Annotated in this window: 24 protein-coding genes and 1 other RNA gene; 1 reads left to right on the forward strand and 24 read right to left on the reverse strand. The window is 58.2% G+C overall.

Translation table 11 applies throughout. The features are described from left to right. Positions 1 to 2: 2 nt before the first annotated feature. The 24 genes from ACZ5Q2_RS14390 to ACZ5Q2_RS14505 form a co-directional block, all read right to left on the reverse strand. Positions 3 to 953: an AgmX/PglI C-terminal domain-containing protein gene (locus tag ACZ5Q2_RS14390; protein ID WP_061331110.1), complete on the reverse strand. Its 951-nt coding sequence runs from the start codon at positions 951 to 953 to the stop codon at positions 3 to 5. After that, positions 946 to 1,434, reverse strand: coding sequence for an ExbD/TolR family protein (locus ACZ5Q2_RS14395; protein ID WP_061331109.1), 489 nt, complete (start codon positions 1,432 to 1,434; stop codon positions 946 to 948). Before ACZ5Q2_RS14395 ends, ACZ5Q2_RS14390 begins: the two co-directional genes overlap by 8 nt. After that, on the reverse strand, positions 1,431 to 1,961 hold the full coding sequence (locus ACZ5Q2_RS14400; RefSeq protein WP_061331108.1) for an ExbD/TolR family protein: 531 nt from the start codon (positions 1,959 to 1,961) through the stop codon (positions 1,431 to 1,433). The genes ACZ5Q2_RS14395 and ACZ5Q2_RS14400 overlap by 4 nt, the downstream gene beginning before the upstream one ends. A 42-nt stretch (positions 1,962 to 2,003) precedes the next feature. Continuing rightward, the gene (locus ACZ5Q2_RS14405) at positions 2,004 to 2,651 is read right to left on the reverse strand and encodes a MotA/TolQ/ExbB proton channel family protein (RefSeq protein ID WP_061331107.1); all 648 of its coding nucleotides are present in this window, start codon (positions 2,649 to 2,651) and stop codon (positions 2,004 to 2,006) included. Between the two features lie 25 nt (positions 2,652 to 2,676). Continuing rightward, positions 2,677 to 3,012, reverse strand: coding sequence for a hypothetical protein (locus tag ACZ5Q2_RS14410; RefSeq protein WP_156471715.1), 336 nt, complete (start codon positions 3,010 to 3,012; stop codon positions 2,677 to 2,679). Next, entirely contained in the window at positions 3,009 to 3,500 is a 492-nt protein-coding gene (locus ACZ5Q2_RS14415) for a tetratricopeptide repeat protein (protein WP_061331106.1), read from the reverse strand. The genes ACZ5Q2_RS14410 and ACZ5Q2_RS14415 overlap by 4 nt, the downstream gene beginning before the upstream one ends. Continuing rightward, entirely contained in the window at positions 3,493 to 6,285 is a 2,793-nt protein-coding gene (gene bamD / locus ACZ5Q2_RS14420; protein WP_061331105.1) for an outer membrane protein assembly factor BamD, read from the reverse strand. Before bamD ends, ACZ5Q2_RS14415 begins: the two co-directional genes overlap by 8 nt. Then, complete coding sequence (locus tag ACZ5Q2_RS14425; RefSeq protein WP_432209945.1) at positions 6,282 to 7,925, reverse strand: tetratricopeptide repeat protein; 1,644 nt, start codon at positions 7,923 to 7,925, stop codon at positions 6,282 to 6,284. The genes bamD and ACZ5Q2_RS14425 overlap by 4 nt, the downstream gene beginning before the upstream one ends. Positions 7,926 to 7,931: 6 nt before the next feature. Further along, positions 7,932 to 8,411, reverse strand: coding sequence for an AraC family transcriptional regulator (locus tag ACZ5Q2_RS14430; protein ID WP_106695660.1), 480 nt, complete (start codon positions 8,409 to 8,411; stop codon positions 7,932 to 7,934). Between the two features lie 419 nt (positions 8,412 to 8,830). Next, on the reverse strand, positions 8,831 to 10,036 hold the full coding sequence (locus tag ACZ5Q2_RS14435) for an ISL3 family transposase (protein ID WP_011785425.1): 1,206 nt from the start codon (positions 10,034 to 10,036) through the stop codon (positions 8,831 to 8,833). 131 nt (positions 10,037 to 10,167) lie between these two features. Further along, positions 10,168 to 11,346: a vWA domain-containing protein gene (locus tag ACZ5Q2_RS14440; RefSeq protein WP_061331102.1), complete on the reverse strand. Its 1,179-nt coding sequence runs from the start codon at positions 11,344 to 11,346 to the stop codon at positions 10,168 to 10,170. Positions 11,347 to 11,368: 22 nt separating this feature from the next. Continuing rightward, positions 11,369 to 12,211, reverse strand: coding sequence for an AAA family ATPase (locus tag ACZ5Q2_RS14445; RefSeq protein WP_432209944.1), 843 nt, complete (start codon positions 12,209 to 12,211; stop codon positions 11,369 to 11,371). 18 nt (positions 12,212 to 12,229) lie between these two features. After that, complete coding sequence (locus ACZ5Q2_RS14450; RefSeq protein WP_432209943.1) at positions 12,230 to 14,269, reverse strand: vWA domain-containing protein; 2,040 nt, start codon at positions 14,267 to 14,269, stop codon at positions 12,230 to 12,232. 40 nt (positions 14,270 to 14,309) lie between these two features. After that, the gene (locus ACZ5Q2_RS14455; RefSeq protein WP_061331099.1) at positions 14,310 to 14,654 is read right to left on the reverse strand and encodes a hypothetical protein; all 345 of its coding nucleotides are present in this window, start codon (positions 14,652 to 14,654) and stop codon (positions 14,310 to 14,312) included. Beyond that, positions 14,654 to 15,100, reverse strand: coding sequence for a YcgN family cysteine cluster protein (locus ACZ5Q2_RS14460; protein WP_106695657.1), 447 nt, complete (start codon positions 15,098 to 15,100; stop codon positions 14,654 to 14,656). The genes ACZ5Q2_RS14455 and ACZ5Q2_RS14460 overlap by 1 nt, the downstream gene beginning before the upstream one ends. Next, positions 15,097 to 15,390, reverse strand: coding sequence for a YcgL domain-containing protein (locus ACZ5Q2_RS14465; protein ID WP_061331097.1), 294 nt, complete (start codon positions 15,388 to 15,390; stop codon positions 15,097 to 15,099). The genes ACZ5Q2_RS14460 and ACZ5Q2_RS14465 overlap by 4 nt, the downstream gene beginning before the upstream one ends. Next, the gene (locus tag ACZ5Q2_RS14470) at positions 15,387 to 16,538 is read right to left on the reverse strand and encodes a ribonuclease D (RefSeq protein ID WP_061331096.1); all 1,152 of its coding nucleotides are present in this window, start codon (positions 16,536 to 16,538) and stop codon (positions 15,387 to 15,389) included. Before ACZ5Q2_RS14470 ends, ACZ5Q2_RS14465 begins: the two co-directional genes overlap by 4 nt. Positions 16,539 to 16,554: 16 nt before the next feature. Further along, positions 16,555 to 17,157: a recombination mediator RecR gene (gene recR / locus ACZ5Q2_RS14475; protein WP_061331095.1), complete on the reverse strand. Its 603-nt coding sequence runs from the start codon at positions 17,155 to 17,157 to the stop codon at positions 16,555 to 16,557. A 38-nt stretch (positions 17,158 to 17,195) separates the two neighbouring features. Then, positions 17,196 to 17,519, reverse strand: a complete 324-nt coding sequence (locus ACZ5Q2_RS14480; protein ID WP_061331094.1) for a YbaB/EbfC family nucleoid-associated protein — start codon at positions 17,517 to 17,519, stop codon at positions 17,196 to 17,198. 4 nt (positions 17,520 to 17,523) lie between these two features. After that, positions 17,524 to 19,428, reverse strand: a complete 1,905-nt coding sequence (dnaX, locus tag ACZ5Q2_RS14485) for a DNA polymerase III subunit gamma/tau (RefSeq protein ID WP_061331093.1) — start codon at positions 19,426 to 19,428, stop codon at positions 17,524 to 17,526. 72 nt (positions 19,429 to 19,500) lie between these two features. Then, the gene (locus ACZ5Q2_RS14490) at positions 19,501 to 20,532 is read right to left on the reverse strand and encodes a lipase secretion chaperone (RefSeq protein ID WP_061331092.1); all 1,032 of its coding nucleotides are present in this window, start codon (positions 20,530 to 20,532) and stop codon (positions 19,501 to 19,503) included. 45 nt (positions 20,533 to 20,577) lie between these two features. Beyond that, positions 20,578 to 21,507, reverse strand: coding sequence for an esterase/lipase family protein (locus ACZ5Q2_RS14495; RefSeq protein ID WP_082780496.1), 930 nt, complete (start codon positions 21,505 to 21,507; stop codon positions 20,578 to 20,580). 191 nt (positions 21,508 to 21,698) lie between these two features. Beyond that, an RNA gene (gene ffs / locus ACZ5Q2_RS14500) (signal recognition particle sRNA small type) lies at positions 21,699 to 21,795 on the reverse strand. 100 nt (positions 21,796 to 21,895) lie between these two features. Then, positions 21,896 to 22,657 (reverse strand): 2OG-Fe(II) oxygenase, encoded by a 762-nt coding sequence (locus ACZ5Q2_RS14505; RefSeq protein ID WP_082780495.1) that lies wholly within the window; start codon positions 22,655 to 22,657, stop codon positions 21,896 to 21,898. 123 nt (positions 22,658 to 22,780) lie between these two features. On the opposite strand from ACZ5Q2_RS14505, the gene ACZ5Q2_RS14510 reads away from it, so the two are divergent. Then, positions 22,781 to 23,701, forward strand: coding sequence for a D-hexose-6-phosphate mutarotase (locus tag ACZ5Q2_RS14510; protein ID WP_061331091.1), 921 nt, complete (start codon positions 22,781 to 22,783; stop codon positions 23,699 to 23,701). Positions 23,702 to 23,738: the final 37 nt, after the last annotated feature.

Genomic DNA, 23,738 nt, shown 5'->3' on the forward strand with positions numbered 1-23,738 from the left:
TGTCAGCCCGGGAGGAAATCGATCGGGAATCGAACCTTCCGGGTTTCGACATTGTCTGCGCCAAAATTGAACATCTGTACCCGCATGGCAATGCGTTGCTCCAGGGCCGGGTTGCCCAGCTCTGAGCTGACCACCTGGCATGCGGACACCGAGCCGTCCGGCTCTATCACCAGCTCCAGGGTGACTTTGCCTTCCAGCGTCGGGTCCTGTCGCAGTTCCCGCTGGTACAGGCCGTAGAGCACACTTTTCTGGGTATCAAACACCTGCCGGATATTGCTCATGGCCCGCTCACCTACCGAGGGCCTGGCCGGGGTTGCCGGGTCAACCGCCACTTCCCGGGGCGCAGAAACAGTTTGCATGCTATGCTCTGCCAGCGCCACTTCCCGGGCCGGCCCCTCACGGCTCTGGACGCCGCCACTGCCGGCTAACACCCTGGAGCGGTCGCCTTCCGGTTGCTGCACCTCTGCCTGTGCATCACCAATATTGGCGGTTCGATTCTCGGGCCGGGCTGAGGGCTCTGGCGCCTTCAGTGCCGCAAGCCGGTCTTTCATGGCAAACAAACCAGAACGTGCGGCATTTTCCCTCGCCTGTTCAGTGGTCTGCTCTTGGGGTGCCGAGACCCTGGGTTCCGGACGGGGTTCCGGGTCGGCCACGACCGGTTCAGCTTCCGCCCGCTCGGGTTCAGGCTCCGGCGAGGGCTCTGGCTCTGGCTCTGGCTCTGGCACTTCAACTACAGCGGGTTTTGGCGCCTCCACCAACTGCGCCAGCCGCGGCGGAATGCGCTCTGCTTCCGACCGTTCCCGTTCGGGCACCTGCAGGTTTGGAATGATGAGCGCCGGCACCAGAAACAACGCAAGCATGACTGCGAGTATCACACCGAAACGCGCGCTCTCCCATCCATCTCTGCTCCAGGGAAGGCGGGAAATTTGTGTGCCTGGCTTGCGTTCAGCCATTGCGCACCTCCCCCTCTACCGCCAGCCGGACCTGCCGGAAATCCTCGTCCACGCAGGTTTGCATGATCTTGCGCAGTAACCGGTAGTCGGTCTCTTTCCCCGCCATGATGGTGACTTCCAGTCCCTGATCTGGCACTTCCGCCCATCGGCCCCGTCGATACGCCAGCTCCTCAGACAGGCCCGCAATGTGAGTGTCCGAGGCCTCAATGCCGTCCAGCCTCGCCACTTCCCGGCCCTGAACCAGAATGGATCGGCCACTGACCTGCACGGTCAGGTTCTCCACGGCTTCTTTCTCCGCCGTCGAGGTGGGCAAAGGCACGTCTGCTGTATTCTGCATTACCTTCACATCGGAGGAATTCACCATCAGAAAGAACACGAGAATGGTGAATATATCCATCAGCGACACCAGGTTCAGGCCACCGGCCGTATGCATCCTGCCGTAATGGCGTTGGCGCAGACGGGCGCGACGCGATGCCTTCATACTCCACCCCCGTCTGCTGCTGACGCACTCTGCGCAAGGGTACGATCTTCGCCTGCATCCATCAGGGACACATCCGGGAACAACTCAGCCTCCACCACGCTGGCGGCAACCACTGCCGGGTAAGAGCGGACTGTGTCCATAACGGTTACCAGTGTCTGATAATCCACATCCGGGCCTACTTCCAGGGTTACGTCGGTCTTTTCGGGCATACGGGCCTTGATCTGCTGAAGAAGGGCGCTGAGCCCCTGGTAGTCCTGGCCGCCATCCTTGACCGGAAGCACTTCAATCAGCCCGCGCTCACTGTCGGCCACTTCCAGGCCACCGGGAATAACAGTGACCACCAGCCGGAAATTTTCAGAGGCTGGCGCCTGCCCGGCTTCCATCCCCGGAAAATTCAGCTCTATCATGCGGATCTGCGTGAATACCATGCCCAGCAACAACACCGGTACCAGCACAATCATCAGGTTCAGAAACGCGGTAATGTCCAGATCCGCCTGAGCCGTCAGCCTGCGATGTCTGCGTCTCATATCGCCATACTCCTGTTTACACTGGCTGAAACACGAAGTGCATCAGGCGGCTACCCTGCCGGCGTCGGGATCTGACACCATATTCAACAGCTTGACCCCGGCCATCTCGAAACTGTCCACGATTTCATTGGTTCGGGTTTGCAGCAAGGCGTGGAACAACAGCAAGGGAATGGCGGATATCAGGCCAAAGGCGGTGGTGTTCATGGCTACCGAGATGCTTTCCGACAACAAGGTGGCCTTCTGGGCAGGATCGGCTGCGGCAACGGCGGTGAACGCCGCGATCAGGCCAATGATGGTACCAAGCAGGCCCAAAAGAGTGGCCACATTGGCCAGGGTTGCCAGGTACTGAGTGCGCTTTTCCAGGCGCGGCAGTACTTCCATCAAACCTTCCTCCATAGCGTATTCGATATCTTCACGGCGGCTGTTATTCAACAACCGGGAAATACCCGCCCCGAGCACCGAGGCAATGGCACTGTCGGAACTGGTTGCCGCCTTCATGGCGCGCTGGTAGTCCCGTTTTTGCAGGGCGGGCAGAATACCGCGCTCAAACGCCAGGCGGTTGCGCCGCCGCACCGACCCCAGATAAAGAAACCGTTCAAGCGTGATCGCCAGCCCCAGCGCCAACACAATGGCAATGGGGTACATGAATGGACCGCCGTCCTGAAAAAATCGAATGATGGTATCGAGCATGCCTTTGTCTCCGTTTACTGCAGGGTCACGGTTGGCCCGGACCGGCCGCATTCACGGCTGGCTTCAGGACCAATGGGTTCAGGGATTCCCGGAACTGGCGATGATTCTCCAGCACCTGAGGGGAAAGGGGTTGGTTAAGCTCCGGCGCCTGGCTATTGAGCTCTGCCCTGGGCCTTCTGGGCAGCGTCGGGTTCTGCCAGGGCAGAATGTAAAGCACCCTGGGGTCATCGTCCCCCACGCTGGCAGACAAACCGCTCACTGTCAGGGCCGATTGTTCCGGGTCTTCCGCGGTGGCCGCCTGGAAAAAACCACTGGCCAGCACAACAATGCAGAGGCGGAGAAGATTCCGGCCGATGCTCATTGCAGCCTCCGCTCAAGGTCGGCAATCCAGCCGGCGACCAGCTTGTCTTCCTCACCGGTCAACGCCCGGTATCGCTGGTAATGGACCAGTGCCTTATCAAGATCCAGCAGATAAAGCTCACTGATCACCGCCAGGTTGTAATGCAGTTGGGCAACCTCTGGAGCCGCCTCCACGCCCTGCTCCAGCAGGTTGGCCGCGTCCCGGAAACGGTTTTGCTGTTTCAGCAAAAGCGCCAGGTTATTGACCGTTGTCGCGTCGCTGGGGTCCAGGGCCACCGAGGTCTGCCAGGCCTTGATGGCCCCAGGGATGTCGCCGTTCTCATGGGCGTTCACCCCCTTTATGGCCCACTCTCTCGCCTGTTCCGGTGAATGCACAGGCTGCACCGCGGCCCGCTCGGGGGTTTTGCCGGGGCCAGTAGCGCAAGCGGTCAAACCCACCAGAACCGAGATGATCAGGGCACGTTGCGCGTAGTGAAAACCTTTAAGCACCTTCGTTCTCCTCCATGTTCCAGCTCATCCAGCGAAGTTCACGGTCGTAACGCCCCGGGTGCATGACGGCCAGCGCCTTCAGGCTCTGACCAATCCATTCATCAAAACCCTGGCTGGCAATGCGCCCGTGATTCCTGGAATGCAATTCCATTGCCCGCTCTTCCAGCGGCCAGGCTTCTTCTTCCAGAAGCATCTGGTATTGCATGGCTTCCAGCTCATTGAGTTCTGACGGTACCTCAGAAGCCATTAAGTCTGCCGCCAGGGTGCGATAGAGCTCGGCCCTTCGGTATAGCACCTCTGATGCCACAGTTTCTCCGGCAAAGGATTCCGCTTCGAGGAAATAGGCCTGGGCCTGCTCCATTGCCTTTTGCTTGCGTTCAAGTGCCCGCTCCAGGGGATGTTCCAGGCGGATGCCAGCAAATTCCTGAGCCACCGAAGCACCCAGGGCCAGCGCCGCCTTGCCGGCCCACAGCAGGGTTTCTTCCGAGTGCCACTGGCTAGCTGCTTCACGGGTGACCATCGCTTTCTGCTGGCGCACTGAATCAACACCGGATTCAATCAACCTCTGGCGCATGGTTTGCTGCTGCACATGATCAGCCGCCGCATCCGGATCCGGAGCAACCGCCAGCCAATCCACATACAGGGCATTGCGCTCGGGCAATTCACCGGCCTGGTGGTAGAGCGCCGCAGCGCGTAGCTTCAGCGGCCAGGGGTTTTGCGCACGTTCAGAGGCCGCCATCAATTCGCCGGCTGCTTTCAGAGGTTGACGGGATTCGTGGTAGGCGTAGACCAGTTTTTCACTGACCTCATCCGTGAGCTCATGGGCGGGGTAGTCGAGCCGGAAACGGTTCAGCTCGTTAATGGCCGTTTGCCATTCAGAAGCCTTGAGCAATGCATTACTGGCATCAAAGCGCGCCCGGATGGCAATCTCGGAATCGGGTAAAACGGAATTCACGCGCTGAAAATGGGCGACCGCCACGGCAGTGTCGCCACTGGCGGCCGCTTTCTCTCCCTGCCGGTAGATGGCGGTCGCCAGCTGCTCACGAATCTGCTCCGGTTCATCCTGAGTCGTGGCCACATCAGGCGCGCTGTCCACCAGCATCAGCGCCTGTCGCCAGGCCCGCTCTTCCAGCCCGTACTCCCCCGTCCTCTGACGCACCCGGGCGGTCACCAGCCAGGCGGCATAACGTTCTTCGTTATTCGCCGACTCAAGAACCAGTGTCGAGCGCGCATAAGCCAGCGCCTCATCCTGAGCACCAATCTCGTACCAGCGGTTTGCCAGGTCAGCCCTCAAACCTGAAAGCCTGGCGTCCTGCGCAAAGGTATTGCCGAATTGTTGCTCTTCACTGGACAATTCCGTCAAGACGCCTCGGTATGCCCCGGCAGCGCTCTCCTCTAGGGTCGATCTCAACACCTTGATAGCAGCCCAACCGGCCTCGGCCGCATCGGCGTATGGCTGGCCGTAACCCCGAGCGCCGTAAGCGGCGCTGCGATAGTTCTCCAGAGCCTTGTCACGATTGCCGGCCTGTAACCGGGCGTCGCCGGCCAGATGCAACAGTTTGCCCGTGTCGCCGGAATGGCCTGCAAGTGCTTCATAGTAGCCGGCCGCACTGGTCCAATCCTGTGCGGCGTAATGGTAATCCCCGAGGAAGCGCGCATAGTCCTGCCAGAGGGCCTGCTGTTGGCCCTTCAACTCTTGATACTCTGGCTGTGATTGGTATCGGGCCACATAATCTGCCCTCGCTTCACGAGCCTTACTGGTGTCGCCCGCCATCCGCCAGTAATCCACACTCTGAGCCAGGAAATCCGGAGCGGCTGAATGCTCGGGGTAGTTCCCGGCAAACGCCTGGTTGATGCCAACGGCCAGATCAAAACGCCCTTCAAGGGCATGCAAATCTGCCAGCCGGTCGTAAAGCAGGTGCGGCCAGGCCACTGGCGCTCGGTTGCCAAGCCACGCGGCCAATGTCGCAGAGTTGTCAGTCCGGGCGGCCATCAAAGCCAGCACCCGAAAACTGTCTTCAATCATGTCCAAACCAGTCTGCGGCGGATCCAGCAACGTGGCTTCGCTGGGCAGGTGTTGATCCAGCAATGCCATAAACGTCTCCGCCGACCGGTTCCAGGCCGCGGGCCCCTGTTTGAATTGGCTCCAACCCAGCATGTAACGGGCTTTCATGGCCAGGTCCTGGTGACCGTCACCTTCAATCAACTGCCGATACCCGGTTTCCGCTTCCTGATACTCGCCGGTGTTATAGGCGGCTTCGGCAATCCGGAACCGGGCTTCCGGCACCAGTGATGAGCGAGGGTACAGGCCCACCAGCTGTCTGAGTCGCTGGATGGACTCTTCATGCTGCCCAGTCAGTGCATGGGCTTTGGCCATCTGATAGAGCAACTCGTCGAGTTTGCCGGAGAAGGATCCGCGGGCCAGGATGCTTTCATAGCTGGCCAGAGCCTCTTCATAGACCGCCGACTGCTGCTCATCGGAGAAGCCAATATCCTGGCCGGAACGGTCTCGGATATTATTGAGGCGATTCAGCGCATCAATACGGACTTCAGGTTCGTCGGACTTCTCGAACAGTTTCTGATAGCGACGAGCCACCTCTTTCGGCGAGATTGCAGGCAGGGGGCGGCTTTCAAACTTGAGAAACACCGGGCGCATATCGCCCAGGGTTTCGCCATCCCGGCCGAGTTCCACACGGAACGATTCCTGGGCCGCTACGCTCCCACCTGGAACTGCAGATATCAGGATGACAGCGAGCGACAACCGACGCACAAACTGACGATTCATCGGGCAGCCTCCCCGATGTTTTCCAGCGCAAGATACTCGTATAGGTGCGCAATCTGTTGTTCGGTTTTATCCAGGGAGTGGGCCATCCGCTGCTGTTCAGCGGCAACCAGGGCCAGTGCCTTTTTATCAAGGTAGTCAGCAGCCCGGGCGCGGGCTTTGCTCACACGGGTCTGCAGGCTGGAGATCTCGCCCCGCAATTGCCGGGCCTCGGCAAGGTTGTCCCGCAACTGCTCTTGCCTGCCGGCTTCACGACGGGGCAAGGACGACAGACGCTGCCCACCAGACTGAAGCAAACGCTGCAACTGCCGGAGCCGGGCGATGTGATCTGCACTCAATGGGCGATCCGTAAGCTGTTCAAGTTGCCGGGTTAACGTGTCTTGCTGCTCCTGCAACGCGGCAAGTTGGCTGCCCCCACCACCATGATGGTTGTTTTCCAGGGCGCCGATAAATACATCGAGATCATGCTTGCTGCTCTCCAGCGAGAACGCCAGATCATCAAGCCGGGCTACCCGGCCAACCGCCGCCTGCCCCTCGGCGCTCTCAAGGAAGCGAAGGAGGTAAGCCAGCCGGGGCTGGGTCAACGTTCGGCTGTCGGCAAGGAACCATTGGGTATCAGCGCCCCGAGCGTCTGCCACCAACGCCTTGTAGGCACCTTCAGCACGGATTCGCTCTGCGAGCTTACCGAGCGTTACCCGCTCCCCTTCGTAAGCTGCGTTGGCAGCAAGCCAGGCTTCACCGGCCTGCCCCGGATAACCCGCCAGATCGTATCCACGGCCCATTCCGATCCAGGCATCGCCCACCCCGGGAAACGCCAGCGGGAATTTCTTGGCGCGGTGCCAGCTCTGCATCGCCGCTCGGTGATTGCCCTTTTCGGACAGGGCGAAACCATGCAGGTACAGGGCCTGGGGGGTGTAATAGCTCTCCAGAGAGACTTTCTCAAGGAAGTCAGTGGCCTTGTCGTAATCCTGGTTGCGCACAGACAAATAGCCTGCCCGGAGATAAAGCTGATTGCGCAGATCCGCGCTACGGGCACTGTCGGGGTCTTTCGCAGCCATGGCCATGGCAACCCTCAAAGACACCAGGGCCCTTGATGGATCAAGGTCATCCCGGGCGAAATCGCCCGCCAGGTTCATATAGCCCACTGCGGCCCAGTAACCGTCGTCCATACTGGCAAGGTATTGGCCGGCATGATCCGTTTTCCCCTGCTGCCGCTGTGTTTCCGCAAGGTTCAGCAGTGCTCTCTGGCGCACCTCGCCAAACCCGGTTCGGGCAGCCTCCTGATACCACTGCACTGCTTCGACCTGATTACTCTCTGCCTCTGCCAATCGGGCAAGCTCCAGAGCGGCTTCGGCGCGATGAACGTTGCTGTTGAACACACGCTCCAGCAACGGTTTCGCCTCGCTGGTCTGGCCACTGGCCAGCAACACTCGCGCGCTAAGGTAGTCGGCTGAATCGCCTTTGACCTGGCCAGCCAGAGGAATAGCCTGTGCGATATTCCCGGTGTCCAGCGCAAACCGGGTAACACCAGCGGCCAGCTCTGTCGGCACAGATTCCGAGGCTCCTGCCTGAGGCACCGCCAGGGTAAAAAGCACCAGCAAAGCCCGGGCAGCGCAATGAACGTTGCGAACAGGTCCCGTCATGATCGGCTACTTCCACTCCTGGAACGTGACTTCCGGCTCGTAGTCCGGAGCCCGGGCATCGAGATTCATCTGCAGGCGCAAGGTACCCGGGCGTTTATCAAACCGGTGAACCACCTCACGGCGGACAAAGCGCTTGTTGGCAGCGCGGGCGTTGATCACCGTCTTCAGCTGGTGGTTGCCGTCAGCCATATTGCCTACGAACAGCTGCTGCACCCCACCCTGCTCCAACGACGTTCGCTCCGTGGCGCTGTATAGATGGGACGCTACGGGCTGATCGTTGATAAAGAGTTCAACAGAATCAAGATTGAGTGCCTGCCGGTTTCCCAGGGTCAGGAACACCGAGACTCGGGTATCCACCGGGTGCAGCAAGCGTTGCTCAAGGGCATGCACCGATGCCGAATGACGGGTAACGTCTGCCGTCAGGCGGTTGATTTCATCGTCCAGCGATGAAGCTGAAACAGAGCCGAATGCCAGTACGGCAATCATTCCGGATATCCAAAGCCCCTTGGTCCCTGGGACAATCCGGCAGTGTTGTGATTTTTGTTTGCCGAACATAATTTTCCTGCCGTGCGATCTCGGGCCCCGGCACAACCGGGCACCGTTACAATTCGAAATAAAGAGTAACACCCGCTAACAACCAAGAACGGTATCCAATTCACCAAATGAAACTTTCACCGGCAGTGGCGTAATAATAAGTGTCGAGTTATTTGACAGAACAAAAGGCGGGAGCGGGAAAGACCGGTCGACATGACCGAGCAAAAAAAGTAACTAATTGATAATTATAAACTAATTTCGGGTGGCCCAAGGCTTGCTACGGGGAAAGCGGCGGGAGCGCCTTCTGGCAACCCCCGCTTGAATATGCCGAGCTTTGCCGATGCCCTCAACCGCATCGGCTTTTTTTTGGTTCATCGCGCTTTACCGGGAAATGCTGCTTTTATCTTCAGAAAGAAGTAGTCGTTATCCCGGTAGCCGTAGGCCACCCGCTTGATCACCTTGATCTTGTTGTTCATTCCCTCCAACACACTGGTGTTCAACCGGTAGACCGCGCTGGCGATAATGCCGTCGACGTAGCCCTTGAGGCGCCTGGCAAACTGCTGCACGGGGGCCAGCCCACTACTCATAGCCAGATTTAGCCAGTCTTGCCAGCGTTGTCTGGCATCGGCCTCTGAGGGAGCGTACCAGAGCTCTTTGAGCTGGTCTTTCAGGACGTAGACAGTCATCAGGGGCTGGTTGGCTTGCAGCAGTTCTTCGAGCTTCAGAGCCTGCTCGTCCTTGAGGTTGCCTCGGTTTCTGAGCAACAGCCAGCGACTTCGTTTCACTACTTTGCGAGCCGGCTTGTCGTGTCGAAGCTGATTGGCCTGATCGACCCGGACACGGTCAATCACTTCCCGTCCGAACTTTGCTACAACGTGGAACAGGTCATAGACCACCCGTGCTTGTGGGCAGTGGTGCTGAACTTCCAGGTCCATGGCGGTATTCATATCCATCGCCACGGCTTCGATCTGGCCACAGGTTTCCGGCCCCAGCCATTCAAAGAAGGGGCGTACCGCTGCTCGACTGCGGCCTTCTCCAACCCAGAGGACTTGTTGAGTATCCGCATCAATCGCCACGGTGGCGTAGCGGTGTCCCTTGAACAAGGCGAACTCATCCATGATCAGTCGACGAATCCGGCGTTTATCTGGCTCAGTCACTTCTCGTTTGAGGCGCCGATGGTCGATGGCCTTGACCGTATGCCAATGCAACCCTAGCAGCGTTGCCACATGTTGGATCGGCATCAGTCGTACCAGGGATTCAATCCAACTGACCATGCCTGCCGTCAGACGCTGTCGCCCTGGTAACCAGCGAATCTGTTCAAGCTTGGGGCCACAGGTCGTACAACGAACTCGGCGAACTGGCACGTCCAGCCAGACGCGGTATTGGAACAGGTCGCGTTCTCGGACTCGTCGGGTGCTGATGTCATGGATGGCAAGCGTGTGCTGATTACAACCACTGCAGCATGGCAAGTAATCGTCGGCAGGTTGCAGTCGGATGAGCAGAGATTGAGCGTCAATCTGGGCATACGATTCTATCGTGAATCCTTCCCAGAACAGGGCAAGAGGATTAGCATTCATAGGGACGGCGGTGAGTCGGTCAGGTTTGTTGTTTTGGCGAACTCAAAACTAACCGGTTTGACCGCCGTCTCCTACTTTTTCACGCTAACCCGCGATGAACCTTTTTTTTGATCCACCCACCTCGATCCGAACTACTTGCTCAGGTGTTTCATGGCGGATTCAAGTCCCTCAATGGTCAGAGGGTACATATGATTATTGACCAATTGTTTGGTTATGCCCAGCGAACCACCGCTACCCCAGTAACTTTCCGGTAGCGGGTTCAGCCAAACCACCTTGCGGAAATGCTCCGACACCCGCTGGAACCAGGTAGCGCCAGCTTCTTCGTTCCAGTGTTCAATGGATCCACCCGGATGCGTTATCTCATAAGGTGCCATGGTGGCGTCCCCAACAAAAATAACCTTATAGTCCGGAGTGTACTTGTGCAGGATGTCCCAGGTGCTCAGGGTCTCATTCATGCGGCGAATATTGTTCTTCCACACACTCTCATAGATAAAATTGTGGAAGTAGAAATACTCCATGTGCTTGAACTCGAGCCTGGCGGCGGAGAACAGCTCTTCACATACTTTGACGTGCGGGTCCATGGAGCCGCCGACGTCGAAGAAGATCAGAACCTTCACCGCGTTGTGCCGCTCTGGCACCATTTTCAGATCCAGGTAGCCGGCATTGCGGGCGGTGGAACGGATGGTGTCGTCCATATCCAGTTGATCTGCCGCACCCTGTCGAGCGAATTTACGCAACCGACGCAGCGCCACCTTTATATTCCGTAGCCCCAGGGTGATGCTGTCGTCCAGATCACGGTATTCCCGTTTCTCCCAGACCTTGACGGCCCGGCCATGGCGACCGTTCTTCTGGCCAATGCGGAAGCCCTCAGGATTGTAGCCATTGGCGCCAAAGGGTGAAGTTCCGCCGGTACCGATCCATTTATTGCCACCGGCGTGGCGCTCGTTCTGCTCTTCCATGCGCTTCTTGAAAGTTTCAATCAACTCTTCAAGGCCGCCCAGAGACTCAATCTTGGCTTTTTCTTCTTCGGTGAGGTGCTTCTCGAACTCGGCCCTTAGCCAGTCATCGGGAATCAGGGCTTCGAGCAGATCATCAAGGTTCTCGATGCCTTCAAAATACGCCTTGAAGGCCCGGTCAAACTTGTCGAAGTGCCTTTCGTCTTTCACCAGGCACACCCGTGCCAGGTAATAGAACTCCTCCATGTCTGCGAACGCCAGGCGCTGCTGGATAGCTTCCAGCAGGTCAAGGAACTCTCGCAGACTGGCCGGAACCTTGGCCCGGCGCACTTCGAGGAAAAAATCGATCAACATAAAGCGAAACTCTTGCCAGAGATCAGTTGCGGCGACGTGCCATAAACGCCAGCTTCTGCAGCAGGTGCACGTCCTGCTCGTTCTTCACCAGGGCGCCATACAGAGGCGGCAGTGCAGAACTGCTCTCCTTCTCCTGAAGCGCCTTGGCAGACAGCTCATCGGCCATCAGCAGTTTCAACCAGTCAATCAGCTCCGAGGTGGACGGCTTTTTCTTCAGCCCGGGCACCTTGCGGACATCGAAGAACACCTCCAGGGCATCACGCACAACCTGTTGCTGAAGGCCCGGAAAGTGCACATCCACGATGTCTTTCATGGTGTCGTGGTCCGGGAAGCTGATGTAGTGGAAGAAACACCGGCGCAGGAAGGCGTCCGGCAGCTCTTTCTCATTATTACTGGTGATGACCACGATCGGGCGCTTCTTCGCTTTCACGAACTCCTGGGTCTCGTATACGAAGAACTCCATGCGGTCGAGTTCCAGCAGCAGGTCGTTCGGGAATTCAATATCGGCCTTGTCGATTTCATCGATCAGCAGCACCACCTGTTCATCGGCCTCGAAGGCCTCCCACAACTTGCCTTTGACGATGTAGTTGCGGATGTCCTTGACCTTTTCATCCCCCAGTTGGGAATCGCGAAGGCGGGATACCGCATCATACTCGTACAGTCCCTGCTGGGCCTTGGTGGTGGATTTGATGTGCCAGGGAATCAGGCGCATCCCCAGGGCGGCAGCCATTTCTTCCGCCAGCAGGGTTTTTCCGGTGCCGGGCTCGCCTTTGATCAGCAACGGGCGCTGGAGCGCGATTGCTGCGTTTACAGCCATCTGCAGGTCATCGGTGGCTACGTATTTATCGGTACCGGTAAACTTCATGTGTCTGTTTCCTGTTGGTTACTTTTTCTGATCTTCGTCGTCTTTTTCGGTGTCGTCGGCCTCGGACTTGTCCGTAGCCTCGTCGTCCGCTTCTGATTCGTCCAGCTCCGGCAGATCATCAAACTCCGACAAATCAAAGTCTTCAAGACCAAACTCATCATCGTCGTCTTCCTCTGGCTCTGGCTCTGGCTCTGGCTCTGGCTCTGGCTCTGGCTCTGGCTCTGGATCAGTCTCGGCCAAAGTCTCATCGTCTTCCGGCTCTTCGTTAACCGCATCATCGGCAACGGGAATCTGATCATCTTCCGTTTCCGGAACCTCATCGCGTTCAAGCGATTCGGTCATTTCCGGGATATCCTCGGGCTCCGGCGTTTCATCCGGTTCGCTGTCTGACACAGCTGCTGCTACCACAGGGATCTCCGGCTCCTCCTCCGGCAGATCCTCCAGGGTCTCTCTCTCCGCTGCGGCGGCCTGCTCAGCCTCGGCAATGGACTTTTTCTGGCGCCAGGCGAAAAGCCCCAGCCCGATAATGACCACCAGTAAGGCTGCACCCGCTCCAAATGCCCAGACCGGTATTCCCCACAAAGTGCCTTTTTCCGGTACGTGAACCGGTTCCGGTTGTGGCTCCGAGGGAGCTTCTGCTTGTTCAGGCTCAGGCTCAGGCATTGGTTCCGGGTCTGCGACAGGCGCCGGCACCTCGACCGGTTCTGGCTCAGCCGGCGCCTCGGGCTCAACCCGTTCACTGAGGTCGGGTACCAGGGGCTCAGACACCACCGCCAGCTCAGGTTCCTCACCCGGCAATGTAAAAGCGGTCATTGCACTGAATTTCCGGGAGAATGTACCGCCGTCTGCCACCACATCAATCTGATACCGCCCGGGAGCAGGCAGCCGCGTCACGGTATCCCGATACACGCCATCTTCCGGAGGCTGGTCGCCAGACAGCACCTTGGTGCCCCGCCGGCCATCATTGGCGGTGATCGACAGGCTTACCTGCATCACACCCAGAAAATCCCGATTCCTGATCTTCTCGGATTCCTCGAAAAACACGACCTCCAGATTGAACGGCGTTTCTTCCGAGAATTCTGATGGCACCTCACTCACGGCCATGCGCAAGTCACTGACAACCGTCACCCGGCTACCTTGGCCGAGGTCTCCAACAATACGCCATCGCCCGGCGGCCGGTTCAGTTACGGTAATCAGGTCGTAACCCGGCTCCACGGCCCACCGCACGTTGTCTGGCAGATTATTGGCCGCGAACGGCTCGCCATCCGGCTCAGAGAGGGCCAGGCTTCGTGCTTCGGCGTCAGAGCCGCCCGTGAAGATCAAAGCGGTAAATTCCCGAACGCCAGCATCCACCGCAAAGCCATCGCCCTCAATGGGAATCTGTTCTTGCGGTACGGCCGTGTTCAGGGCATCCGCAAACGCCAGGTTGAGCGCTTCAGCGGTTTTGGCCAGTTGAAAGCTGCCGCCGGTTTCCCGGGCCAGTCGCTGCAGGAAGGTGATGTCTGCCAACTCCGACAGGCCGACAGTATGGATAGTGGCGCCTTTGGCTTTCAAGGACGGCAGCAGGGTTTCAAGGATGCGCCGCTCTTCTTCACGACTGGCAGCCTCCCCGCCGGGAATATCAACCTTGCCGTCACTCAGAAGAATCAGGTGGGTGTTTTCCAGGGTTCCGTCAGACAACCAGTCGTCGCCAGCCTTTTCCATCGCCAGCCCGAGATTGGTATACAAGGCCACGGAATTGATCTGATCCGAACGCTCGATAACGGTGTTGCGCCAGGCATCATCAACAGTGGCGTGGGGTACCAGCATGTTGACATACTTCCCGAAGGTCCAGACACCGGCCTCAGAACCCGCAGGCAGCATCCGGGCCAACAGGCGTACGGCCGGCCGGCGCAGGTTCTCCGGGTCGGTTTCCTTCATAGAGCCGGAGATATCAACAATGATGCGCACGTCAGCCTGCTCGGGTAATGTCAGACCTGAATCCTGGGCACTGGCCTGCGCTGGCAGAAAACTGACCAGCACCAGCACCAGCATGAGGATTACCTGAAATCGCTTCATAGCCACCCTTACCTGTCTGATGTTTCGGACGTTATTGGAGTTATTTGCGCACCAACCGATACCGGACAAGATCCAGAATCCAGACCAGCAACATCACCAATGCAGCAATACTGAAATTCAGCAGCGCCCTGCCCGCCGCGTCGGCGTCTCCCAGAATAAGTTCGTAACCGGCGAACAACCAGGCGGGAATCCACCAGCCTGCAAGCTCTGCAGACTCTACGGGTGTCAGAAATAAAACAACCAGGGCCGACAGCAGCAACGTCCGCACACCATAGAATGGCAGTATCCGAAACAGCGCTTTCATCATGTAGAACAACACAACGAAAGCAACTGCATAGGCCGCCCAGAAAATTCCGTAAGCTAGTGAAGCATCAGTATCGATCATTACAGAACCCAGTGAATAATGTGGTCTTCCCAATCCTCTTCCGGCACACTGTCCTCAGAGACGACTTTGCCTTTTACCGAAACCCCGGCGCGATGCACGGATTCAGGATCACCGGATCGCAAGGGGTGCCAGTCCGCAAGGGGCCGGCCTTCCGCCAACGTTCGGTAAGCACAGGTGTACGGTAACCAGTGGTAGTCTGATACCGTTTCCGGTGTCAGAACCGTACAACCCGGAACTTTCTTCAGCCGGTCAGAATACACGGTACAACGGCAGGTTTGCGTATCCATGTAACCGCAGACCAGGTCGGTGTGGTACACCTCGCCGGTGTCTTCGTCTTCAAGCTTCTGCAGGCAACAAAGCCCGCAGCCATCACACAGAGATTCCCACTCTGACCGGGTCATTTCGTTCAGGTGCTTACGCTGCCAGAAGGGAATCTCTGCAATCATTGTCCACGCTGCTCGATTTTTCGCCGAAAATCAACAATATAAGTTTCCTGCTCTTCCGGCATCTGCAGAAAGAAATCCTTCTCGGCCAACGCCTCCAGCACTTCTTTACCGGTGGTCCTGGCGAGCTTTTTGTCTGGGCTCAACAGCAGATCCATGGCGTGAACCGGCTGCCCGAAGATCGAACGCAAAGCCTCCGGGAGATCATCCCAAACCTGGCCACGGCGAACATAGATGTAGGTATCGCTTTTTTTACTGCTGCGAAACACCGATACAAATTCACGGTCTTTCATTGTACGAGAAGCTCCTCAATTTCCGGGACGACCGGCGCCAGTATATCCCTGCGCCAGCCTTCAAAAAACGGATTACCTGCCATGATGCCCTCTTCAATAACGCCTTCAAGGCGTTTTCTTGGCGCCAGCAATTCAATGGGTATATCAGTATCTTCTGCCACTTTTCTGAAGCAACGCTTGACCTTTTTGAACAGCGCTTGCTGATCTCGGGTCAGCGGCCTGGGTATGGGCTTCAGATCGGTGTGGTCAGCTTCTCTGGCACCCCGAACCAATTCCAGCAGGTGTTCGCCATAACGCTTTACAATGCCGCCCGGAACGCCCTGGACATCATTGAGGGCTCTGAGCGAGCCAGGGCAGCGCTCGGCAATGGCTATCAGCAAGCCATCATTCAACACTCGGTTTCGGGGGCGATCCAACCGCCGGCACTCCTGTTCCCGCCAAACCACCAAGGCCTGCAGAACCGCCTGCTGTTCCCGATTCAGTGTCCAGCCACCACGAAGTTTCAGGTAGTGTTGCCCGGCGTCCTCCAGGCTGGCTGCTTCATCCGCAAAGCGCTGTGACTCGTCGGCCATAGCCTGTTCCAGCCCGCGCTCGCGCAAGCCGTGGCAAACCCACTCATACACCGGTTGCAAAAAACGGATATCATCCAGGGCATAGCGCTCCTGTTCCGGGCTCAATGGCCTGGCCACCCAGTCGGACCGGGTAACGGATTTATCCAGGGTTTCACCGAACAGGGTTTCCACCAGGCGGGCATAACCCACCGAAAACCCGGCACCGGCCAGTGCCGCGCCAATCTGGAGGTCCAACACACCTTTAGGCATCACATCCAGCCAATGCCGGAACAGCTCAAGGTCTTCGCTCATGGCGTATAACAGCTTTGGTCGCTGGCTATCCGCCAGCATCTCCCGAAACCGTTCGGAGGCCTCGGCTACGTCCGGATCAATCAGCCAGAACTCACCGCCGCCACCCAGCTGCACCAGACCGGGAATGGGATAGAAGGTAGAGACTCGCTCAAATTCTGTGTCCAGCACCACCGGTACCCCGGGCTCGAGGGCGTCCAGCCAGTTGTCCAGGGTATCTGGCTCGCGAATCCAGCGAACAGTGTCAGGGGCCGGGGGAATGGTAACGGCCGGTGCGGAAAGAGTCATGGAGGAACCTGAGACGTTATTCAGACAGGGGCTTTCGGCCCCGGAATGCATGGGTAAGTGTGAAGCCATCTACATAGCCCAGCTCGCCACCCACCGGAATGCCATGGGCCAGACGGGTGATCAGGATATTCTGGCCATCCAGGCGGTCAGCGATGTAGTGGGCAGTTGCCTCGCCTTCGACGGTGGGATTGGTCGCCAGGATCAGTTCAGTCACACCCTCTTCGCGGACCCGCTGTAGCAACCGTTCAATACCGATTTCTTCCGGGCCCACGCCATCAATCGGCGACAAGTGCCCCATCAGCACGAAATAACTGCCCCGATAATCGCCGGCCTGTTCGATGGCAAGCAAGTCAGAAGGACTTTCCACAACGCACAGGGTGCCGGTACGCCTCTCCGGCTTCTCGCAGATGTTGCAGATTTCGGTGTCAGAAAAGTTCTGGCAGCTGTCGCATCGACGCACGCCATCCATCGCCTGGCTCAGGGCGCTGGCCAGCCGGGAGCCTCCAGAGCGGCCCCGCTCCAGCAGATGAAATGCCATGCGCTGTGCCGTTTTCTGACCAACTCCGGGCAAACACCGGAGGGATTCAACCAATTCATCAACCAGGGGGCTGAATGCCATGAACGCTCCTCAAAGACTATGGCGGGCCGGGCCCAGGTTCAGAACGGCATCTTGAATCCGGGGGGCATACCCATTCCGGACATCATGCCAGACATCTTTTCTTTCTGATTTGCCTCAACACGGCGAACGGCATCGTTAACGGCCGCTGCCAACAGATCTTCAAGAATCTCTTTGTCTTCAGACAGCAGCGACGGATCAATGTCTACCTTGCGAACGTCGTGGCGACCGTTCATGGTCACTTTGACCAGGCCGGCACCGGACTCGCCTGTGACTTCCGCCTTGGCAATCTCTTCCTGGGCCTTCTGCATCTGCTCCTGCATCTGCTGCGCCTTTTTCATCAGGTCGCCCATGTTATTCATCATGTGTTTATCTCCTGCCTGTCTCTATGGGACGGATGCTTTCTTCAACCACCCGCCCTTCAAATCGTTCAACAATGCTCTTTACCACCGGGTCCTGACGGATCGCTTGCTCTGCCGCTTTCTGCCTGGCTGCCCGCTGGCGTTCTTCCCAGGCGGCCGGGGTATGAAGCCCTGGCTCACCCTGCTCTATTCTCAGTGAAGTGGCATCACCGAAGCGGGATCTCAAGGCTGCCAGTATTTTTTCTTCATGGCGCGCATTCAGCAGCCGGGCGTGGCCTTCATCCAGGGTTAACACCACGGTTTGACCGTCCATCGCCATGGCACTGTAGCTGGCGAGGTTGCCGGGCATGCCAGTAATCTCCAACTGGCGAAAATCCCGTTCCCATACAAATCCGTCCGCGGTTACCGGCTCCTGATTTTCGACAACCGACTCAACCTCCGGTTCCACCGGGCCTTGAGGTTGGGCTTCCTCAAACACCGGCGGTTCGGTGGGCTCAAGTGCAATATTACTGACCAAAGTCTCTGGCTCTTCAACCTCCGCGCTCAGAGCCGGGTCGCCGGGGTCTGGATCCCAGGGCGGAGCATCCATCATGGGCGGCTCGGGTTCCGGTTCTGCCGAGTCAGCCTCGGCTGGACGGTGTGCCTGTGCTGATTCTGGAATCGGCCGCGGCTCTTCCACCGGCTCAGGATTCTGCGCGGGCGCTGATGCCTGCTCAGCTACCGGTGCAGGCTGATGGCTCTGGGCAGGGGCAGGGTCGGGTTCCGGTTCGGCGCGCGCCTGGCCCTCATTGCCACCAGAAGCAATGGTTGGCGGCTCACGGCGATCAGCCCCCGGCCGGAAAGCCAACATCCGGAGCAGAGTCATTTCAAACCCCATGCGGGCATCGGGTGTAACCGCCAGATCTTTACGCCCCATCAACGCCGCCTGATAGAACAGCTGGGCGTCTTCCGCGCTCAACTGTTTCGCCAGTGACTGAACCTGGGCGGCATCGCCCAGGGCATTGTCGGCACTGCCCGGTACTACCTGTTCCATGGTGACCCGGTGAAAGAGGGATAGCAGATCCGCAAGAATGACGGCGTAATCCGGCGCAAAATCTGAAATGCGGCTGATCTCCGCCAGCAAACCGGGGCCATCCCGCTCAACCAGCGTTGCAACAATGCGCTCAATGTCACGCTGATCAATGGTGCCCAGCATATTGCTGACATCACTGGCAGCCAGATTCTGGTTGCCGAAGGCGATCGCCTGGTCGGTCAGACTCAGGGCATCACGCATGCTGCCGTCCGCTGCCCGGGCAAGCAGCCAGAGCGCAGGCTCCTCAAAGGGAATCTGCTCTTCGGTCAGTACGTGCTTGAGGTGGCCTACGATGTGCTCCGGTGTCATCCGCTTCAGGTTGAACTGCAAACAACGGGATAGCACCGTCACCGGCAGTTTCTGGGGATCGGTCGTAGCCAGAAGGAATTTGACGTGCTCGGGCGGCTCTTCCAGGGTCTTCAGGAAGGCATTGAAGGACTGGTTGGTGAGCATGTGTACCTCATCGATGAGGTATACCTTGTAGCGGCCGCGACTGGGAGCGTACTGAACGTTGTCTGTCAGTTCACGCATGTCGTCAACACCGGTGCGGGAGGCCGCATCGATCTCGATCAGGTCAACAAACCGCCCTTCCAGGATTTCCTGGCAACTGCCACACTTGCCACACGGATTGGCGGTAATGCCTGTTTCGCAATTAAGGCAACGGGCCAGCAATCGACCGATGGTGGTTTTACCCACGCCCCGGGTGCCGGTAAACAGGTAGGCGTGATGCAGCCTCTGGTGCTCAAGCGCATGCACCAGTGCCTGAAGCACATGCTCCTGCCCCACCATGTCCTCAAAGGTGCGGGGGCGCCATTTTCGGGCTAAAACCTGATAGCTCATGATCCTTCAACTACTGCTATAAACCGGCGCTAACAATAGCATGTAGCCGGGGCCAGAAGAAGGATGATCTGTTCACGCACCGTCATCCCCGGCCCGGTCAAGGGCACTGATCCGCCTGCGCTCATGTTCCGTTTCAAACATCCGCACCCGCAGCGCCTCAACCTCTGCCTGCCGGTCTTCGGCGGTCAGCCCACCGGCCTGGTCGATCAGCGCCTTCTGGCGCCGATACTCAGCCACCCGGCTTTGCCACTGGGCCCGCTGTTCGTCCAATCGGCTCAGCCTTTGCGTCGCTTCCGGGCCGTAGGCTTCCAGCCGCACCGCCCGCACCTCCTCCTCTGAGGCGCCCTGCTCTCGCATTTCGCTGACCTTCAGGCTGGTCGACACCACCGCTTCTGAACGGCGGCGAGTTTGAACCGAAAACTCAGGCAACAGCTGGTCAACCTGCGCCAATGCCTGGTCACGCTCGTGGCCGCTCAGGCTTTCGTCCGCCAGAATGCGTTGCCGGTCGAGCATCAATCTGAGGCGTGCTTCCTCTGCTCCAAAGAATCCTTCAGCTACATCCGGGCCCAGATGCTTCCGTCGTAGGTCCTTCAGTTCGTCCAGAACCGCCTGCAAATCCTCCACGTTGCCACTACGCCTCACGGCCAGTGCTTCCGAAGCACCCCGGTAGGCAAGGTAATCATCCAGAATCTCGAGCACTTCCAGTTGCACCTGGGCCGATATGCCGCGCTGGCGCATCTCTGCCGCCAGTCTCTGCCTTAGTGCTTCGCCGTGGACCTGGTCACCGGTGAGACCTATGTAGAAATCCAGAAACCGCCGCAGTGACGGATCCAGCACCAGGTTTCCGTTCATATCCACCCGAACACTGCCATCCACGTCGATATCGGATATCCTCTCATCACGGGGTAACGGCGGCACGCTATCCTCAGCGGAGGAACTTCCAGCTACTTCTTCAGGCAGTGCGACGGAACGCCCTGCAGTCTGCTGGCCAACGTTCTCGATGCCTGCACCCGGCAAGCCCTGCCCACCATCAGCAAACAGCCAAAAACCGGCCACAACGGCGAGCAAAGCCCCGAGTGCGAAAATCCCAACTCTGTGTACCACGGTTTCGCTCCAGGGCGGGCCCGGAGGCCCGCCAACAGGTTGGGATTAAAGCCCGAGATTTTTCAGCCGGTTCGCCTGCTGGCGATACAGCTGCACCGGGCTTGCCGCGAAGGGGCCTACCAGACCAAAAATCTGGTTCACCTCATCCAGGTGGTTGTGCCGATAATCCACACCCAGCACCTTACCCAGCTTCATGCTGCAGGCGGGCACCAGGCCGTCGTGGGGCTCATTGAAAAGCGGGCTCATGGTCGCCAGCAAGAGATCGCTGGGGTCGAGCAGATTGGTCACTACCCTGTTGCCACCCCAAGAGTAATACCGCACCCCATTGGCCACTTCAGCGCCATCATCACCGCAGTAACTGGACGGCATACCTGCGGGAAACTGGGCATTGAATGCCAGGGAGCCTTCGGTGCTGAGCGAATGGATGGCTGCACTGGTATCCTGAGGCAAACCGCCTCCGCCAGAAAGAGTATCAATCAACCCGAAGAACCAGTTTCCGAGGCCATCCAGATCTACGCCACTGGCAGCATCGGCCACCGGTGTACCCCAGTTAACACCACCGACACTGGCGGCGGACGCCACCAGGTCAGGCCGCACCCCGGCCACGTAGCGCACCGTGGGCCCACCATGACTGTGACCAATAAGGTGAACTTTCTCAGCGCCGGATACCGCCAGGTATTCTTCAATCTGGGCAAGAAGTTGCTCGCCACGAACTTCCGTGGAATTGGCGGCAGACACCTGGGGCACAAAGACTTCCGCGCCGCCTTCCGCCAGGGCATCGGGAATTCCGTTGTGGTACTCCACAAAGCCCAGCAGCTTGTTAAAACCAGAAAGCCCGTGCACCAGCACGATCGGGTATCTGGTTTCGGTGTAGGTGTCCTTTTTACTGAACCACCACGCGGAGGCTGGCTGGGCTGTCAATGCAGCCGCCAGCACGCCCGCTGTTACGAGCGATGTTGTTTTGGCACTTTTCATAGCTTTCCCTTTTTGTCTTTGTTTTGATCGGGCAACAGCAAAATACCGCTTGGGTAGCATGCCAAAAACACGATAGACAGGGACAAGTGCCAACCGGGCCATAAGGTGGCTCAGCGTGAACCAGCCCACAAAATCACAGAGGAAAATCGATAAAAAGGAGAAAATAACAGAGGGAGAAAATCTGGGGGTGACCCCATCAGCAATCCCCCGGCACACACATCCACCGCTTCGGCTGCTCCCTTCCGGGCCTGACCGGGTTCACGGTTTCATGTTGCGGGGGCACCAATGGGGCCACCATAACGGCGTTCCGGGACTTTTACCCCGAAAGCGGCGCGCATAATATCAGAAGGATATAAGGACTACAACGGCTAGTGTCTCTTAAGGGACACTAGAGCGGCAAGGGCACTTCATCCTGCCGAAACCAGCAGGCAATGCTATAACGGGTTCGCCTTGCCGGCAGCACCTCATGGGGCACTTCCTCGCTCAGGAAGAGTACGGCACGGCCAGCTTCCGGGCGCACAAGGCCAATCGCCCTATCCTCTTCCCGTGGGCTGAACACCTGCAATTCGCCGCCGTCTTCCAGGCCCCAGTCGTCATTCAGGTAAAGCACCAGGCTGATCATCCGGGACGCCCGCCCGCGAAAGCTGTCGAGGTGGCACTTGTAAAAGTCGCCGGCCTGATAGGTCGCATAATGCGCTTCATACCGTTTAAGCCCGAGAAACAGCTTTTGATTGAGGCCAGCCATCAACTGGTCCAGAAACCTGAAAAGACTTGCCTGCGGTTCGGTGAACCCTTCCAGCCAGGCAATACTGTCTCGCCGAACGCTGCGATCCTTCACCAGATCCGCTCCACGCCCGATACCAGCCCGGCTCATCGCTTCGGTGCGTTCGAGAATCTTCACCTCATTGAGCAGGGCCGGCACCAACCCCTCCGGCAGGCGATCAGCAAGATCCAGCTCAAGCCAGGCGTGCTCGCTCAAGCCATCCGCCAACTGATCCAGCCACCTTGCGTCAACACGATCAACATCGTGCGCGCCCGCAGTGCCCGCCAGCGAGCCCTCACCCACTACCTGATCGAAATGTCCCTGGCCATGTTCGAGCCGAGGCTCCGGCAGTGGAACAATAACCGCGCTCTGGCTATCAGAATCCATCAATACACCCCCTGAATTTTAGGCTATTGTATGATCAAACTCGCCGGCGCGGCGGATTTAATTTACTCTCTTGGTAAGCAGATACCCTTAAGGAAATCATCGCAAAGGAAGTCGTCGCAAACCATGTCTGAAAGCAGTAACAAACCACCGGTCTCGGTGACACCGGGACAATGGTCGTTCACCCGCTGGCAAACCATCGGCCAGCTTGAGGCCCTGGAGGTGCACCATCCTCTGTTTCAGGCCACTATTTTCCTCCAAGGCGCACACCTGACTCACTTTTCCCCACGGGACCAGAACAATTGGCTGTGGCTGAGTGAGCTGGCCAGATTCCAACCGGGCCGGGCAATCCGGGGCGGCATTCCAATTTGCTGGCCCTGGTTTGGCGACCCAGCCAAAAACCCGCCGGAAATCCGCAAGCGGGTTCATGAACCGACTGCTCACGGTTTCGCCCGCACCGCCCTTTGGCGCCTGGAAGATGTACGCGAGAGCGCCCATGAAGTGGAGATCAGCCTGTCTCTGAATGCCAACGAGGATTTCGCCGAGCAATGGGATGGCCACGCACTGGTGCTGGCCACGTTCAGTTTCTCGGTCAGGGGTTGCCAGGTTGCACTGACCACCACCAACCTCTCACGCCAGCCACTGGCGTTCAGCCAGGCGCTGCACACCTATTTACCAACCGCTGACATCAGCCGCACCCGCGTGCTTGGCCTTGGCAACAGTCAGTACATAGACACCCTGAAAGACTGGGAGTATTGCACTCAGGAAGGCCCGGTCTATTTCGAGGGTGAAACCGACAGAATCTATGAATCCGGCGAGCCCCTTACAGTGGTGACACCGATTGGAAAACGCAAGCTGACCTCGGTGGGCAGTGACTCAACGGTGGTATGGAATCCCGGGCCGGACAAGGCTGCCCGGCTTTCGGACTTCCCCGGCAATGGCTGGCAAAAAATGCTGTGTGTCGAAACAGCCAATGCCGACGGCGATTATCGGGTGTTGAATGAAGGCCAGAGCCACATTCTGGGCGTATTGATCGGCCGCATCTGACTGCGCCGAAAATCCAAATCCATCAGACAGGGAGCAG

Source organism: Marinobacter alkaliphilus, from assembly GCF_055394375.1.